Consider the following 17,560-nt stretch of genomic DNA (forward strand, 5'->3'; position numbering starts at 1 on the left):
CTGCCCGGGCTTTATTCGATTATTATATCAGCCGACCGCTCCGCGAATCAAACGTTAGGATCCGTATGGGACGACACGCTGGCCAGCCCGCCGCGCATCTGGCGTTTCCCTGAATTCCTTTCGTCTTTCTGCGCATCCATGTACGGCCACCAGTTGGCCCGCCCGAACATGCGAACCATAACCGGGATAAACAGCGGCAGCATGACAAGCGCGTACAGGAACAGCCCGCACAGTACAATCGTCGCGATTTGCAGCAGCGACATGACGCCGGACGGCAGCATCGCCGCGAACGTTCCGCCGAGAATGACGGCGGCCGACATAATGATCGTTCCCATCTTTTTCATCGCCAGCAATATTGCCTCTCCCGGCGCCATATGACGGTATTCTTTGAACCGGTCCATCAGGAAGATGCTGTAATCGATGCCAAGTGCCACCAGCATGACAAAGCCGAAGAACGGCACGGCCCAGCTGATTCCGGCATAGCCGAGTATCCGCACGAAGATGACCTCCGTGATCGCCATCGACGTATAGAATGTGACCAGCAGCGACAAAATGAGATAAACCGGCATCACGATCGAACGGAACAAAAGGATCAAAATCAACGTTATGCCAACCAGCATCAGCATCATCGTCCGCGAATAGTCGCTATCGGATACCGATTTCAGGTCGCTGTTCATGCTCGTTACGCCGCCTACGGAGAAGACCGCTTGGTCGAACCCGGTGCCTTGCAGCCCGCGTTTAACCGCTTCGTTCAAATCGCCCGTTTTGCCGAGCGTTTCCGTATCGTACGGGTTGCCGCTGAACACGACGTCCAGCTTGGCGAATTTGCGGTCCTTGGACAAGTAAACATCAAGCGATTTTTGAAAATCGGCATTGGCAATCGCTTCCTTCGGAATATGCCAGCCGGTTAGCTGCTTGTTCGACGCGCCCGACAGCTCATTCAGAAACGTCTGCGCCGACTGCAAGCCGCCGGTTACCTGCTCCAGCCCGCCGACGCTCTGATCCAAGCCGCTCGTCAGTTGGCCGAGCTGGCCGTTCAGATCGGCGAAGCCCGCTTGCAGTTGACTTTGGCCGGCCGTAAGGCTGTCGAACCCTTTGGTGATCTGCGGAATTTTCGCCACGATTTGTCCTTGGCCGGCCGCAGCCTGATCGATTCCCGCCCGCAGTTGGGCGATCCCCTCCGCCAACCGTCCGAGTCCCGCTGCCAGCTCGGATTGCCCGCCTGCGGCCTGCTCGTAGCCGCCGTTCGCTTTCGCGATTCCGACTTCGATGCCAGATAGCTGCGCGTTCAATTGCTTCAACCCGTCGCCAATGCCGGCCGCTCCGGCTTGTAGCCCGGTTAAGGCGCCAACCAGCTTTTTGTAATCGGCATCGTCGCCAAGCTGCGGGTATTTCAATTTCAGCCCTTCAAGTCCTTTGCCAAGGTCGGTTAGCCCTTCTGCCAATTGCGCCTGACGTCCGGCTATTTCTCCATAAGCTTTGTTCAACTGACCGAGCCCGCCGCCGGCCTCCCGGTAGCCCGCCAGCAGCTGCCAGCTTGCCGCAGCCAGTTGCTCCGCGCTCGTCTGCGCCTCTATGAGACCGGCCCGCAGCTGCTCCGCTCCCTTCGAGCCGTCTCGCAGACCGCTTTCCAGTTGCTTCAGCCCCTCGCCCAGTTGGACGACGCCGGATTTCAGCTCGGTCGTGCCGGCGGTTAGCTGCTCCGCCCCCTTGACCGCCTCGTTCAGCTTCGGACTGTTGTCGCTCAGCGCCTTACTCGCTTCCGACAAGCCTTTGCCGATCTGTCCGAGTCCGTCCGTGCTTTGACCGAGGCCGTCGTCGACCTGGCCGATCTGTTTCGTCACCTGAAAATCCGGCAGCGGCTCTCCGGTCGGGCGTGTAGCGCTCCGCACCGTCTTGACCCCCTCGACCTTGGCCAGCTCGCGGGACACCTGCTCGATGGCGGCCAGCCCTTCGGCCGAATCCAACTGCTTGTCGGTCTTGATCACGACGGTGGACGGAAGCGAATCGCCGGGCCCGAAACTGTCAGAGATCATTTGGAACGCTTTGACCGAGTTGTATTTGCTCCCGAGTTCATCCAGCGAATTGAACGAGATCGAGCCTTTGTACGCCGTTAGGAAAGGCACCACCACGATAGCGATCACCGCCAGCGCCCAGATCGGACGCTTCAGCGAGAACGAGCCCACAACGCCCCACAGCTTGCTTGGCTTGTGCTCCAGCGTTCCTTTGACCGGCCAGAAAATAGCCTTGCCCATCGTCGCCATAAAAAACGGCACCAGCGTAAACAGCGCCAGCATCAGCACGGCCACGCCGACCGCCACCGCCACGGCGGAACGGTACAGCACGAAGCTCGACAGCCCGATGGAAGCGAAGCCGACCAATACGGCAAGCCCGGAGTACAGCACCGTCTTGCCGGCGGTACGGTACGTTTCGACGATCGCCTCCGTTTTGTCGCCGCGATGGGCCAGCTCCTCCTTGAACCGGCTGATCAGCAAAATGCAGTAGTCCGTGCCGATCCCGAATAGCACTGCGACAAGAAAGATTTGCGTAAAATTGGATAACGGAAAATCGAAATAATGGACGAGAAACGAAACGACCGACTGGGATACCAGATACGTGAGGCCGACCGACAGCAGCGGGATAAACGGCGCTATCAGGGACCGGAACACGACGAATAGGATGACGAGAATAAATACGACCGTAATGCCCTCGGTTTTTTTCAGCCCGCTTTGCGAGCTCTCGATCACATCCTCGTTAATGAGCCAGCTTCCCGTATAGTAGTGATCGACGGAGACGCCCGAAACCGCATCGTACAGCGACTGCCGCACTTCCCCCGGCGTACGGTTGTGAGACGAAGCCTCGACGAGCACGAGCATCGTCTTGCCGTCCTCGGCAACTAGCTGCTTCTCCAGTTCCTTCATATCGAAGTGGGTCGTGACCGACGTGACGCCGTAAGCGTCCTTGCCGTTCTTCAACTTGTCGACGCCGCTGCGGATTTCCGTCAGATCGGCAGCCGTCAGGCCGCTGTCTTTATGAAAGACGAGCACGGACGACAGCGCCTTCTCTCCGCCGGAACTTTCCTTCCCTGCATTCATTTCCTTCAGCAGAGCTTCGGCCTTGGTCGAGGTATAGCCGTCGGGCACTTTAATCTGCCCTTTGTCCCGGACGAGGTCGGCCATATTCGGCGCGGTCAGAAACAAAGTGACAGCCCCGGCCAGCCACAGCACCAGCACGAGCCACCTCATCTTGATGACTGCTCTCATCATTTTGCCATACCCCTCTCATCGCTCAGTACGCTGGCGAGCTTCTCATAGGTGCCGATGAACGTCTCCGCCTCCTGCGGGTCGAACTGGGTCAGCAGCCGGCTGAGCAGCTGGTGCACCTTCTGCTCGATCAACCGGACGACACTCTTCCCTTCCTCGGTCAGCTTCAAATAGATGACCCGCCTGTCCTTGTCGTCGGGCATTCTCGCAATCAACCGCTTATCGGCCAGCCGGCCGATAATCGCCGTAATCGAGCTTTTCCCTACGCAGAACGTGTCGGACAATTCCGAGGACGTGCAGGTGCCATGCGCGCACAAGTACCTCATAATGGAAAACTGGTCGATCGTCAGATCGTCTGGCATCATTTCTCTCATCAGCACGTTCAACCGGCGATTCACCGTAAAAGCCGCCTGCTCGTACCGGTCTATAATCCGGTGCAGCATATCCTCATACATGTCTACTGCTCCTCTCAACAACTTGTTCGCTAGACGAACTGTTTCATAATAGAACTATTTTTCATGTAGGAAGTGTAGCATATCATCGGCCTGACCGTCAAATACATCTGTTGACTATGAGCACTAAACGAAACTCCCAAGTGATGCACCGAGCAAGGCACTAACGCGAAGCACCAAGCCAGGCCAAGCTGGACGATGGATGGCCTTTCCCTTTTCACCATCCCTCCGCTTGCGTTGTTGGCCGCTGTTGCTCCCCGGCCGAGGTTCCATCCCGCCCCGGTCTCAGGTCTGGATCACCTCTCCTTCGACGGTCCGTTGTCCGAAGGCCGGTTCTCCTGCTACACTGATACACAACGGCGTAAACAAGCGACTCTCCGGATCGGAAGTTCCGATGAGGAGACAACTAAACGGCTGCGCCAGTATGGATCGGAAACCAAAAAAGGACCGGCGCGAAGGGGCGCCGGCCGAGATAAGTAGAAGGGAAGACGACAAGCAATGAAAAAAATAAAATTATCGGGCCTCGTTCTGATCGCCCTGCTCGTATGGATCGCGCTCTCGATGTGGGAGCCGGGAAAAGGCTTTTCCTTCGATTGGCACTGGTTCGGTACTAAGCCGGTCGAAATCGCCGAATCGTTCGACGCCGGCAAAGTGTCCCGCATCGCGGTGGAGACGGACAGCAAAAGCGTGCGGATCGTCCGCGGCAACTCCGATAAAATCGAAGTGCGACTGCAGGGCAGAGCAACCCCTAATGTAGCCGATCAATACAGCCTGAAGTCCCATATGGACAAAGACACACTGCGAATCGGCATTGAATCGGCAAGCGGTTTCTCGCTGGGCTTTCGGGTCGACGCCGTCAAAATGACCGTCGAGCTTCCCGACAAGCAATGGAATGAATTGAAAGCCAAAACCGCCAGTGGCAATATTACGGTCGACCGGATCGATGCCTCCACTCTCGAAGCCGCGACGAGCAGCGGCAATATCGAGCTTGCCGACAGCAAGGCCTCCGCCATCACGCTTCAGACGAAATCGGGCAACGTGCAGGCGAACGGTTTCCGGGCCGAGACGTTGAACGCCCGTACGGGAAGCGGCAATATAAAGCTGGAGAACGGGGAAGCGAAGCTGAAAGCCGATACGAGCTCGGGCAACATTCGCGTACGCTTCGCAGAGCGGCCGCACGACGCCGAGCTGAACGCGGTAAGCGGCAACGTGACCGTTTCGCTGGATCGCGAGCCCGCTTCGTTGGCCGTTGACTATCGCGGAGGCTCTGGACACGGCGCGATCGATTGGAAAGGGTTTCAGTACGAGGAGCAGAACGAGGACCGCAACCGCATTGCCGGCTCGTTCGGCAGCGGCGAAACGCTGCTCAAGGTTTCCACCCGCTCCGGCAACTTCAAGTTGGGCCATTAATCAAACGACACGCCAAAAGGCGCCTCCTTCCCCGTATGTACGGCGGATTCGGAGGCGCCTTGCGCGTAGAGGCGAAGAAAGGGACAGCTCCCGGAGGCATGACCCGGCAGCAGCCCTTCCCCTCGTATTATTCGACGATTCCGGTCCGTTCGACGCCCTGCACGAACCATTTCTGGGCGATCAAATACAGCAGCAGCGGAGGCGCCACGAACCAGAATGAGGCGGCCATATATACCTGCTCGGTTATGTTCGTATCCACATAGCCAGGCACGTCTCCCATCGCCGACTGCAAATTATCGAGCTGAAGCGGCAGCGTCGCGTAATCTTTGCCCAGAAACAACGAAGGCAAGTACGTATCGTTCCAGTGCCAGACGAACGAAAAGAGGAAGACGACAAGTATGGCAGGCCGCGCCAGCGGCAGCATGACCTTGATGAACAGACGGAGGGCGCTTGCCCCGTCGATGCGGGCCGCCTCCTCCAGCTCCTTCGGCAGCGTGCGGAAAAACTGGCGGAAGATGATGACGAACAAGGCGCCCTTCAACCCTTGCCCGAACAAGGCCGGCACGAGAAACGGCAGCGGCGTGCGCAGCATCTCCAGCTTCTGGTACAGGATATAAAGCGGAATCAAAATCGTCTGCGGCGGAATGAGAAACGTCAGTAGCACGAGGAAAAACCACAGCCCGCGCAGCGGAAACCGGAGCCGGGCCAGCGCATAGCCGGTCAAGGAGCAGGACAGCACCTGGAGCACCGCCGCTCCGCCCGCAATCGTCAAGGAATGCAGACCGGTCACCACATATTTCATAAACTCCAGGCCGAACCATACATTGGACGCATCCCATTCGATCGGAATCCACTGTACGGTCGGGTCGATCAGATCGGTCTTGCTCTTGAACATCGTGCTGATCATGTACAGGAAAGGCCGCATATACAGCACGGCGACGTTGGTCAAAATCCAGTACAGAAATATTTTATACACGAGCCCTTCGCGGATGTCGCGGCCGAGAAGCAGCAGTTTCGTCCGTTTGCCGACGGTGCGGCCGATCGACGTCTTGCCTCCTCCGTGCCGCCTCACCGCCTGCATCAATTCGGCCTTGTCGACGATCATTCGTCTTCCCCCTTTCCGTTATTCTCCCCGGTCGAACGCAAATCGCCTGCCGACGAGCAGCATGAACCCGATCCATACGAGCACGAAGGCGAAAAAGATCCAGCCGAGCGCGCTCGAATAACCGAAGCCCATTATCGGATTCGTCCGCACCTGGGCGATGTAGGTCAACAAATCGCTGAACGGCGACGTGAACTGGTCCACCGTCGTATAGATCAGATTCAGCATAATAAATGGCGCGAGCCCCGGCAGCGTAATTTTCCAGAAGCTTTCCCACGGCGTGGCGCCGTCGATGCGGGCCGCTTCATACACCGAAGCGGATATCGTCTGCATGCCCCCTACGAAAATCAGCACCTGTACGCCCGAATACCATAAAATGAGCACAAAGTTATTGAGCACGCCGATGAGGGGCTCCGCCAGCCCGGCCGAAACATAAAACGTCAGCCAACCGGCGACGTCGAACTGCTCGAGAATCGCCAGCTTGCCGCCTCCGCTTTCTTCCAGCCTGTTCAGGATACTGTTGCTGGAAAGGACGACCGGGAGGAAGAAAATGACCCGGTAAATGGCGCGGCCGGGAAATTTCTGGCTGACCAGAATGGCGACGATCAAGGCAAACAAGACGATCACGAACAAAATCAGCACGGTCTGCTTCATGTACAGCGGAAGCAGCGTCGGAAACTTCTCGTCCTTCAGGAACGCGTACTGGAAGTTGCGGAGCCCGACAAAGTCCATGCGGATTTCCGAGCCGAGAAAGTTCACCTTGTAAAAGCTGATGACGAACGAATAGACGAGCGGGAACGCCATAAATACCAGAAACCCGACGATCCATACGGACATGAACATATACCCTTCCAACGCTTTGCGGGTATCCAGCCGAAGACGTTTGCGCTTGACGGGCATCATCGCAGCCCCCTCCCCTCTGCCGGCTGATCGGCCGCCCGTCCGGCGGCGACTACCGCGTAGTCGCGCGCCGGAACGTCGACGGAAGCGTACCGGTACGGCCGGTCCGTATAATTGACAATAACCTGCCGGCCGTCCTCGTAGGTCGTCGCGTACACGCCCTCGGCGAGCTGCCGGTGATTCTCGATGTACAAATGCATAGCCGAGCCGATCGAATCTCGGTATTTGGCGTATTCCCGCACGATCTCATCCTGCCAAATATCGAACCGCGCGCTGACGAGCGTGGAGCGGACGCTCGTATATTGCAGATCGGAGGCCGGAGCTTGCGTCACGATGTATGCCGGCAGCGCTCCGTATTCGATCTGCCGGAGACGATCGGTCTGCGGATCGGGAAGCAGGTTCGCTTCTTTGCCGGAAAAACCCGCCAGCCCGTGTACGGCCATCGGATAAAAAGGAACCGTCTTGCCGGCGAAAACATCGTAGCCGGGGCCGATCTGGAAGCCCTGCATCAGCTGCGCGTGGCCGACCGCATAAGCGTACGCCATCTGAATGCCCGCGCGTCCCAACGCGCCGCCGATCGAATCAAGCATCTCCTGCTGCGCGGCAATCGCTTGACCGCGCGTGGAGACGCCGTTCTTGTTGAAGTCGGAGCTAAGCGTCTTCCCTCTGTACGCGTTCAGCACCAGACCGGATATGCCCCACTCGCCGTAAGTCGGAAGCGAATCCCGCAAGTACCCGAGCGAAGCTTCGGGACGAAGCCGGTACTGCCGGAACGACGCTATCTTCGTTTCGACGACTCCCGTTCTGAGGTTGCGCAGCGCGTCCTCTCTCGGTCGGAAGCCGGCGTTTCGCCCCGTGGCGTCGAAGTAATTGTCGTACAGCAGCAGCGGCGCGCCGATCGATCCGGCATAGTCCGACAATGCCTTCAGCTCCTCGGGCTTGCCCAGGCTCGGCTCCGGCGGCAGACGCTTCGGCCAGCTTCCCGGGAAATCGCCGCCGTCGTTCCAGCCTCGCAAAGCCACGTTCATGGAGCGGACGCCCTTGTCGTAAAGCGTCTGAACGATGCGGCGCGCTTCCGCAAAGGTCGTCACCGGGACCGCCTTGCGCCCGAGCATGCCCCGCTCCTCGTTCGCCTGATAGACCGTAATCGTGAACGGATCCTCCTTCCCGGACGGAGCAAGCTTCTTTGCCCCCCCGGTTTCCGTCAGATAGGTGCGGTAAGCTTTCGCCATGCCGACATAATCGGCGTCCTCTCCGGCGAGGAACGAATAAACCATCCGCCGGTCCTCATGCTTCATATAGTCCTCGATAAACTGCTTCGCCTGCGTCGAGTAGGCGTTCTTCAAATAATCGTCCGGCAAATACAGAAACTCGGCGGCCGCCCAGTTGAACGGCGTGTTCAGCCCGCTCGGCGTGGCCGACAGCTTGCCGTACTCCCCGCCGCGATCCAGCACGGCTAGGAAAGCGTTGTCGTCCTGCTTGATGCCGAACACCGGATACAGCACCGGCATCGGGCTTCCGGCGCCGAGATTGACCCCCAGATCTTCCCCGTAGACGATCTCGTTGAAGGCGCTGTCGTACGGATAATTGCGGTCGTAGAAATCGATCAGGTATCCGGGGCCGCTCGGAACGAGCATGTAGCCGGACTTGGTTTTGCCCCATACGGCGCCAAGGAACGGATAAGGCATGATACTTTTCAATACGGCCGTCTTGGGGTTGTCGTGAATGCGCTCCCCCGGGATATCGACGATAAGGTTGGAACCGGACAGCCCGAGGAGGAAGGAAAAACGCAAGTCGCCGTTTCTCAGGTTGAAGGCGACTTCGATCCGCTCGCCGCTCCGGTACAGGCGCACCTCCGGCTGCTCGGACTGGACATTGCCCCGTTTGAACGTATTATTGGCCTTAGCCCCGACATCGTGATATTCGACGATAAAGGGCGATTGGACGTGGCCCTTGTAGTCTCCGGCCACTTCCTGCGCCGCCGCTTCCTCTTTGCTCGCCGCGCCGTTCCACACGTGCCCGTTCCGTTTGTCGGTGACGGTAATCCTTCCGGTCTGCCCCTCCACTTCGAGCTTTAGGCGCTCGTTCTCCAGCAAAGCTCCGCCCGTCAGCGGTTCGCCCTGCGGAGCAGCAAACCCCGTCCCGTCGGCGCGCTTGACCGTGGCAACTCCGCAGCCGGCCAGCAGAACGAAACAGCACGCGAGCAGGAGCAGTCCGGCCGTTCTCGCCGCAAAGCGATTGGCATGATGCCGTTCAGCCACGATAAATCAACTCCTCCCACAGCTTGGCGACGAAATCCCGCAAATCGAAGCTGAGCGTAACGTGTACGAATATGGCGAACCAAAGCACGACAATCGTGGCAAGCGTAAGCAGCACGTTGACGGCCGTTTCCTTGACGTCATAGTTGTGGATAATCTGCACCTTGAAAACGAGAAGCAGCGCCGTCCAGACGAGCACCGCCTTTTGCGCGAAATGGTAAATGACGCCTTCGCTGGCGGTCAGGCCATTGGAGAACAGAGCCAGCGGCAGCGTAAACAGCGCATAAGGGGCAAGCGCGTACATCGTGCCCACGAATACGTCCTTGAACGTCCCTTCCCCGCGGTACAGCGTACTGACCAAATAGTTGCATATGACCCAGCTCAGCAACGGAACGAGCAGTACGGTTCCGATGCGGAACGGATCCGCCAGATGGGCCGGAAACGGGTGGAATACGAACCCCGTGAACAACGCCTCCCCCAGCCTGGACAGCAGGATAGCGACCAGGACGAGGAAACCGAACGTCCAGGTGCCCGTCTTGCTGTCCCGCAGCTCCTCGAAGACGGCCAAGGGGCGCTTCAGGACGCTGCCGAAACGGGCCGCTTCCCGCCCTAGGGAAGCGACGCCAAAACGGGTGAACCCCGGGATGCCGCCGCCCCCGTTAGCGGCAGCGGGCATGCGCCGCAAGATGGCGCGCCGGACAAGCCAGAAGGCGACAGCCAACGACACGAGCGACACGGCAATGAGCGTAAACCGTTTCTGAAGCCAGAGCATCCGCATTTGCCAGAAGGCGTCCGAATATCCTTGGCCGTCCAGCGCCTGCTTGTATTCGGCCATACTGACGTCCCAGTCGCCTCTCTTGAAGGACAGCTTGGCGAGCCCGAGATGCGCGCGGCTGTACGATTCATTCAACTGCAGCACGCGCCTCCACGGCTCCTCGCTCTGCTCGTATTTCCCTTCCGCGTACAGCGACGTCGCCTCCAGCACCAGCTTGGAGAACGGAGTCGGGCGCAGCAGGTGCACGAGGTTCGTCGTATTGTCGGTAACGAGCAGGTCCCCTTTGGACGTCAGCGCCAGTCCGGACGGCGATTTCAGCTTGCCGATACGCAGTACTCGGTCGTCTTCTCCCTCGAACGTATACAGCAATTTGCCTTGGGCGTCGTATTGCAGGATCGTGTTCGTTTTCGCGTCGATCGCCGTAATCATCCCCTGCGCGCTCACCGCCACGTCGCGGAACAAATACGAGGCGATGGCCGGACCGCTCTTCGCGGGACTCGGCACGAAAAACTCCTTCTCCGGCAAAATGTTCTGGCCGGCGTAATTCAGCTTCTTGATCTGCTCGGTATCGATCGACATCGTCGTCGTATACAAAAACCCCTGCGCATTGATCGTCACGTTCGTGATCGAGCCGGGCAGCACGTCGGACAGCCTTTCCCGCTGCTCCTTCGTATAAAACAGCCGCTGGAGCCGGTCCACCGGGCTCAGCTTGACCCGGTTTTTGCCGTAGAAGCTTAAAAACTCGTTGTTTTGGCCCAATTGCAGCATCCCTTGGTAAGAGCCCTTCGAGACGACGTACAGATTGTCCCGGGCGTCTACGACGAGCTTGGAAGGAACGAAGCGGTAATCCTTGGGCAAATAGGCGGAATCCGGCGCCTTGTATTCCCGCAGCATCTCACCCTCCGGCGAATAGCGGACGATCCGGGAATTGCCGGTATCCGCCACATAGATCGAGCCCGCGCGGTCGACGAACACGCCTTCGGGCTCTTTCAGCTTGCCTTTGCCCGGCAAATGCCCGATATAGCGGGCGAAGGCGCCGTTCTCGTCAAACTGGACGATCCGGCCGTTCCCGCGGTCGGCAATATAGATCCGGTCGTGCCCGTCCACGAACACGTCCTCCGGATTTTTGAATCCGTCCGGTTTGCCGTCAGCCTTGAGAGGCAGATCGTTTCCGAGCAGACGCACGGGCAAGTAGGCCGGATTCAGGCCGATGACCGCGCCCTGCTCGTCGACACTGTACGACGCGAACGGAACGGTGTCCGCCGCCGCCGGCGCCGGGTTCACGAAGGCGGCCAGAACGGCGAGGACCAGCAGCGGCACGAAGCGTAAGGCATTCATAGTCCGTCCCCTTTCTACTTGATGCCCGAATGCGCCATCGTGTCGATGACCTTCTTCTGAAGCGTCAGAAATATGATAAAGTTGACCAAAAACATCAGCATCGTCGCCATGGCCGCCCGTCCTTGCCCGGCTACCGCGTTGGCAAGCCCGTTGGTCAGCGATTCGATGTAGAACGGCAGCGTCTTCAGCGTCTCGTTCTGCATGTACAGCGCGGACGGGCCCGCATCCCCCCACGTCGCCTGGAACGTCAAGATGGCGATCGTCGCTACGGCCGGCATGCATACCGGCATGACGATTCGCGCGAATATCGTAAACTCCCGCGCCCCGTCCAGCTTAGCAGCTTCGATCAGATCGTCGGGCACCTGGTCCATAAACTGCTTCATCAGGAACACTCCGACCGGCATCGCCAAACTCGGCACGATATGGCCGAGGAAATGGTTCATCAGCCCGAGCTTGCTGATCACCAGATAACGCGGAATGCCCACCGCCTCCGGCGCGAACATCAGCGACAGGACAATGGCCGAGAACAGCAGCTTCTTCCCCTTGAAGCGGTGCTTCGACAGCGGGTAAGCGCTCATGCTGCTGATCAGTACCGTAGCCGCGACCATACATCCGGCGACAACGACGCTATTGAACAAATAGCGGGTGAACGGCACGAACGATTGCTGCGCCGCGGTGATCAGATCGAACCAATTGTCGAGCGTCGGCGAACGCACCCAGAACGTCGGGGGATACGCGAACAGCTCGTGATACGGCTTGAACGCATGGTTGAAAATGTAAACGATCGGCATCGCCATGAAGATGGCCAGCAAAGTCATGAAGACGAGCAGGCCTTTCTGAAAACCGTCCATCCGCCGCATTACAGTTCCCCCTTGCTGTCGAACAATTTCGTGAACAGCCGGTTGACGGCGTACATCACGACAAGCAGCACGACGGAGATGGCCGCCGCGTAGCCCATTTCGTAACGGATAAATCCGTAATCGTCGACATGATTCAGAATAAGATGGCCCGCGTATTGCGGCGTCGGATTCATTTCGGACAGCTGGGCTCCAAGCCCTCCGGATTTCAGCGTCCCGACGACGGTCATGACCGCCGCGAACAGCATTTGCGGCTTGATGCTCGGAATCGTAATATAGCCGATCTCCTGCAGTCTGTTGCGGATTCCGTCTATTTTACCGGCCTCGTACAGCTCCTTGTTGACGTTGGAAATGCCGGCGAGCATCGCCAGAAAGCCGACCCCCATGCTGGACCACAGCGTAATGCCGATCATGATCGGCATGAGCAGTTCCTTATCCTTCGTCCACAGCTTCGGACTGTCCAGAATCCCCCATTCCAGCAGGACGCTGTTCAAGTAGCCGAGCCGGTCCCCGCTGAAAATAATCATCCAGACGACGGCCATCGCCACGCCCATGGTCATCGAGGGCGAATACAGCACGAGCGTGTAAACCCCTTTCAGCCGGGCCGGCAGCTGCGAGACGAGCCAGGCCAGCATAAAGCTCAGCGCATATCCGCCGGGACCGCATATGAACGCGTAAATAAACGTGTTCGGGATGGCGTATTTGTAGAACACGTCGTCTTGGGTAAACAAGTCGCGGTAATTGGCCAGCCCCGCCCACTTCGGAAATTCGATGACGTTGAAGTGGGTCAAGGAAAGCAGCATCGCCATGACGACGGGAATGACGATAAACAGCGTGAAGCAGATGACGAATGGGGCGAGGAACAAATACGAGTAGCGGTCCGCCCACAGCTCCCGCATATACGTGCGCAGACGGCTTTCGGTCGGGACGGCCGAAGCCGCCCGTTTGCCGGTAATCGCGTTCAATTGACTCATGGCTTGCTTCCGCCTCCCGTATTTCCGTCCCACGGTTTGCTCAGCATCGGAACGTCCAGCTTCTTGACAACGCGCCCCTGCTCGTCGATGAAGCCGAATTCCCGCTGCTTGCGGAACAGTTCCTTATTAATCTCGAACACCGCCGTTTCCAAGGCGTCGCGCGAGCTTGCCCCGTCCACGACCGTCTTGTTCCAGGCGAACTTGTACTGCCGGTCCGTGAAGTATTCGCCCGGGACGCGCGGAACGTCCTTGAACCAGCGCAGCTGCTCCAAAATTTGCGTCAAATCGTCTTTGGGCCACATCTGCTTGCGGAAAGCGTTCATATTGGCCGTATTCCAACGGTATTCCAACCCGTTGATCGTCTCCAAATCGACGCCGAACTGCGTTTGCACCGCATCCGACGTCCACCATTTCAGAAATTCCCAGCCGTCCGTCTGCCGCTCGCTGGAGCGGAACAGCACCCCGGACTGCAGCCCTCCGCCGGCCCAGCGCACGTTCTCGCCTTTGTTGTTCAGCGTGCCGGGAATCGGCGCGATGCCCCATTGGCCGGTCAGCTCCGGCGCCGCAACCGTCAGCAGCAAATACGTATTCAGATCGGCGATGCCGATCGGCATCGTGCCGTAGCGGAAATGCTGGTAAAAATTCGCCTGCCGGTCCAGCCCGTACACGACGAAGTAATCGGTCAACTGCCGGAATGCGTCGAACGCCTCGGGGCTGTCCAGACCGGATTTGAGGCCGTCCGGCGAATAATACTCCCCGCCGCGCTGATACAGGAACGGAAGCAGATCTTCCGGCGGCAAATAAAAGTTCATGCGGTTTTGCTGCAAGGTCGGCAGCATGGCATATACGTCCTCCCACGTCTGCGGCACGGAAATGTTCAGCTTCGGCAAAAGGTCTTTGCGGTAAAACATCATGTTGAACGATTGCACCTCGGGCAAAGCGTAATCGCCCCCGTCGTAATGAAACGGCACGAGCGCGCCGGGCAAAAACCGCTTCGTCACTTCGGCGTAATCGGGAAAGGCGTTCAGATTGACCAGCGCGTTCCGCATGGCGAAATCGATCGGCGTCCCTTCCCCGATCCCTAGCGCGACATCCGGCTGAATGCCTGCCGCGTTGCCGAGTATCAGAATTTGCGGGTTGGGCATCAGATTGACATTGACCTTGATACCGGTTTGCGGGGTAAAGTCCTGATCGACCATCTCCTGGATCAGGTTGACGTAGTCGCGTCCCCGCTGCACCCAGACGTTGATGGCGTCCTTGTCCTTCCTGCCCTGTTCGGCAAAATTGTTCGTAAACGTCAATGCAAAACGGACGACGGAGTTTTTCAGCCCGTTCCACCACGTCTCCCGGAAAGATGGCAGCTTCTGCTGCGGGGTGGAAATCGCGATCCGGTCCAGATAGAGCGGCTGCTCGATCAAGCTCGTGACCATGCCAGACAGCTGCTCCTGCAGCGAGCCGAACCGCTGCGGATTGTTGGCGAGCCGGTTCGGGTCCTGCTTGAACGACTGCAGATCGCGGATGACGCTCGTAAAGCTGTAGCCGCTTTCCAGCTTATCCCCGTTGCGCTCCTGCAAATAGTCGCGTGTCAGCCGCAGCGCCGTCATAACCCCGTCCAGCCGGTCCCCCAGATCGGGAATCGACTCGTTCAGCCGCCAGTTCATCCCTTTGTCGATCAAACTTTCGTTCGCTACGCCGGTAGCCATCCGGACGTCGTCGCCGATGACGCGCAGCTGCTTGACCGCCGCTTCGATGGCGTCGATCGCCGGACGCTGCGGGGATACGTTGACCCGCATGCGCAGCGTATGCTCGCCCTCGGACAGCTTGAACAGTATGGCGTCCCCGTCGTCGTCGACTAGCGGGCCTCCCTGCCATTCTCCGTAGCGGAACGGAACTTCGAGCAGCTCGCGATAAGGCACGGCTCCGTCGATGGAAACGGTGCGGTATACGTTCCGTCCGCGGACGAACTTCTGCTCGTAAGCCGGCGAAATCCGGTAATAGCCGTCCGCCGGCACCGTAAATTTCCATTCCGCCCATGCTCCCCGGCGTCCCCATCTCCATCCGCCCATCATGTTGTAGAGGACGGTGCTCTTCGCCTCCGGACTGACGATCGAGGAGGTGGACATGGCGATCTGCACGACCGGGTCCGACTTGCGCTCCATCCGCTCCGCCTCGATCATCGTCAGGAACGGCTGCTGCGCCTGCGCTTCCCGCTCGTACTGCGCTTTCACTTCCGCATAGCCGGATATGCGCTCGGGGGATTTGAAGACGAACCGGTCGAAAGCCGCCGTTTCCTGCACGCCTTCCAGCCTCATGACATGGTCGCCCTTCTCCAAATAAAACCGGTGCGGCTCGGGATAATCGTTCATATAATCGGAGACGTCCCACTGGATCCACTCGCGGATCTGTTCCTGCTTCGGACGAATCTCGTTGCCGTATTCGTCCTTGAGCGGCGGATACGGGTCGTCCTTCCACAGACGCTTCATCGTAATGAGCCGCGCCTCGTCGAACGGCAGCGCGCCGTCGATCGTCAGACTGCGGATGATATCCGACCGGTTGTCGTTATCTCCGCTCGCCATCGGATAATACGATACACCCAATTGGTACAGCCCGCTTTCCGGAACGGTAAACCGGTACTCGGCGTATCCGCTGCCGCTGTCCCAGCGGAGCGCGCGGGCCACCCCTTCGAGCGCCGCCGTCGACAGCGCCGCCTCCGACGAGGCGGCTGTATAATCCGCGGCCGGAATCGTCACGGCGATGCCGGGCGATACGTCGCGGTAGCCTTGCTTCTGCCAGTCGCGCAGCTTGGCGGCATAAGTATTGGGCCCGCCGCCGTAGTACAGAAAAGCCTCTCCGTAACGTTCCTCGGCGCTCAGGCCCGCAGAGCCGTCCTCGCCGGAAGCGGTCAACGCGACTCCGGTGGCGAGCCCGGCGACGAGCAGCAGGGCGAGCGCCGCTTTCCACAATCGTTTTCCATTCACCGGTTCCCAATCCTTTCTCCCGTGTCCGGATGAAAAAACAGAGCATAATCCATATCGGCCGCAATCTCCACCCGCTCGCCGGGGTCGACCCGGTTGCGGGCGTCGGTGCGTACCGTCAGCGTCAGCTCGCCGGTGTTCACGTACAGGTAGCGGTCCGCCCCCATCAGCTCGGCGACGTCCACCACGCCGGTCATCAAGGCGGATGCGTCCGCCCGCGGGCCCTTCAGGCCGAGATGCTCCGGCCGGAGCCCGAGCACGATATGCCGCAGCCCTGCGGCCTCCCGCCGCAGCTCGCGCGCGGCAGCCGGGGGAATCGGCAGCTTATGCCGCTTCGTATGGAAAAACAGCGCGCCGTCCTCTTCCTCGATTCTCCCCGGGATGACATTGATCGGCGGAGCGCCGATAAAGCCGGCGACGAACAAATTGGCGGGGGAGTTGTACACCCGCTCCGGCGTGTCGGCCTGCTGCACGACGCCGTCTTTCATGACTACGATGCGCGTTCCCATCGTCATCGCCTCGGTCTGATCATGGGTGACGTAGACGAATGTCGTTTCCAGATCGCGGTGCAGCCTTATAATTTCCGCGCGCATATGAACGCGCAGCTTCGCATCCAGGTTGGACAGCGGTTCGTCCATCAAAAACACCTTCGGGCTGCGCACGATCGCCCTCCCGAGGGCGACCCGCTGCCGCTGGCCGCCGGACAGCTGCCGCGGCTTGCGCTCGAGAAACGGCTCGATATCGAGCGTGCGCGCCGCTTTTTTTACCGCCGTTTCGATATCCGCCTTGCCCGCCTTGCGGAGCCGCAGCCCGAATGCCATATTTTCGAATACGTTCATGTTCGGGTACAGCGCGTAATTTTGGAACACCATGGCGATATCGCGGGCTTTGGGCGGCAGATCGTTGACCACTTCCCCGTCGATCGCGATCGCGCCCTCGCTCACTTCCTCCAGCCCGGCGATCATGCGCAGCGTCGTCGACTTGCCGCAGCCGGACGGGCCGACGAATACGACGAACTCTTTATTGTCGATTTCCAAATGAACGTCCTTCACTACGGCTTGGGAGCTGTGGGAATAACGTTTCCAGACATGATGGAGCAGCACGTTTGCCATAGAGAACCTCCTCTTCCGTCGTTGCCATTTAAGAGGCTTAAGCCTTACTCCCATTATGGCAAACGGCGGAAGCGGGACGAATAGACGATTTTTTGAATTGCTTGAATCTGTTTACCGGATGTCGATTCGAGTCGGACGGGAAGG

General features: G+C 59.0%; 11 protein-coding genes. 1 reads left to right on the forward strand and 10 read right to left on the reverse strand.

Annotated features, from left to right (window positions below; translation table 11 throughout):
• Positions 1 to 47 precede the first annotated feature (47 nt).
• Entirely contained in the window at positions 48 to 3,263 is a 3,216-nt protein-coding gene (locus ABD796_RS20880; RefSeq protein WP_344912904.1) for an efflux RND transporter permease subunit, read from the reverse strand.
• Complete coding sequence (locus ABD796_RS20885; RefSeq protein ID WP_344911342.1) at positions 3,263 to 3,718, reverse strand: MarR family winged helix-turn-helix transcriptional regulator; 456 nt, start codon at positions 3,716 to 3,718, stop codon at positions 3,263 to 3,265. Before ABD796_RS20885 ends, ABD796_RS20880 begins: the two co-directional genes overlap by 1 nt.
• Before the next feature lie 495 nt (positions 3,719 to 4,213).
• Between ABD796_RS20885 and ABD796_RS20890 the strand changes: the two genes are divergently transcribed.
• The gene (locus tag ABD796_RS20890) at positions 4,214 to 5,125 is read left to right on the forward strand and encodes a DUF4097 family beta strand repeat-containing protein (protein ID WP_344911344.1); all 912 of its coding nucleotides are present in this window, start codon (positions 4,214 to 4,216) and stop codon (positions 5,123 to 5,125) included.
• Between the two features lie 127 nt (positions 5,126 to 5,252).
• Here the strand turns inward: ABD796_RS20890 and ABD796_RS20895 are convergent, their stop codons facing one another.
• Genes ABD796_RS20895 through ABD796_RS20930 form a run of 8 tightly spaced genes read right to left on the reverse strand, consistent with a single transcriptional unit; the run spans position 5,253 to position 17,416 of the window.
• A complete protein-coding gene (locus tag ABD796_RS20895) occupies positions 5,253 to 6,230 on the reverse strand; it encodes a carbohydrate ABC transporter permease (protein ID WP_344911346.1) in 978 nt (325 codons plus the stop codon).
• 18 nt (positions 6,231 to 6,248) lie between these two features.
• Positions 6,249 to 7,130, reverse strand: a complete 882-nt coding sequence (locus tag ABD796_RS20900; protein WP_344911348.1) for a carbohydrate ABC transporter permease — start codon at positions 7,128 to 7,130, stop codon at positions 6,249 to 6,251.
• On the reverse strand, positions 7,127 to 9,388 hold the full coding sequence (locus ABD796_RS20905) for a DUF5696 domain-containing protein (RefSeq protein WP_344911351.1): 2,262 nt from the start codon (positions 9,386 to 9,388) through the stop codon (positions 7,127 to 7,129). The genes ABD796_RS20900 and ABD796_RS20905 overlap by 4 nt, the downstream gene beginning before the upstream one ends.
• Positions 9,381 to 11,498, reverse strand: a complete 2,118-nt coding sequence (locus tag ABD796_RS20910; protein WP_344911353.1) for a YIP1 family protein — start codon at positions 11,496 to 11,498, stop codon at positions 9,381 to 9,383. The genes ABD796_RS20905 and ABD796_RS20910 overlap by 8 nt, the downstream gene beginning before the upstream one ends.
• Before the next feature lie 14 nt (positions 11,499 to 11,512).
• A complete protein-coding gene (locus ABD796_RS20915; RefSeq protein ID WP_344911355.1) occupies positions 11,513 to 12,358 on the reverse strand; it encodes a carbohydrate ABC transporter permease in 846 nt (281 codons plus the stop codon).
• Positions 12,358 to 13,329: a carbohydrate ABC transporter permease gene (locus ABD796_RS20920; RefSeq protein WP_344911357.1), complete on the reverse strand. Its 972-nt coding sequence runs from the start codon at positions 13,327 to 13,329 to the stop codon at positions 12,358 to 12,360. The genes ABD796_RS20915 and ABD796_RS20920 overlap by 1 nt, the downstream gene beginning before the upstream one ends.
• Positions 13,326 to 16,307, reverse strand: a complete 2,982-nt coding sequence (locus ABD796_RS20925; RefSeq protein ID WP_344911358.1) for an extracellular solute-binding protein — start codon at positions 16,305 to 16,307, stop codon at positions 13,326 to 13,328. Before ABD796_RS20925 ends, ABD796_RS20920 begins: the two co-directional genes overlap by 4 nt.
• On the reverse strand, positions 16,304 to 17,416 hold the full coding sequence (locus ABD796_RS20930; protein ID WP_344911359.1) for an ABC transporter ATP-binding protein: 1,113 nt from the start codon (positions 17,414 to 17,416) through the stop codon (positions 16,304 to 16,306). The genes ABD796_RS20925 and ABD796_RS20930 overlap by 4 nt, the downstream gene beginning before the upstream one ends.
• Between the last annotated feature and the right edge of the window lie 144 nt (positions 17,417 to 17,560).

Origin of the sequence: Paenibacillus hodogayensis, from assembly GCF_039536325.1 — a bacterium.
In the GTDB taxonomy this organism is placed as follows: Bacteria; Bacillota; Bacilli; order Paenibacillales; family NBRC-103111; genus Paenibacillus_AB; species Paenibacillus_AB hodogayensis.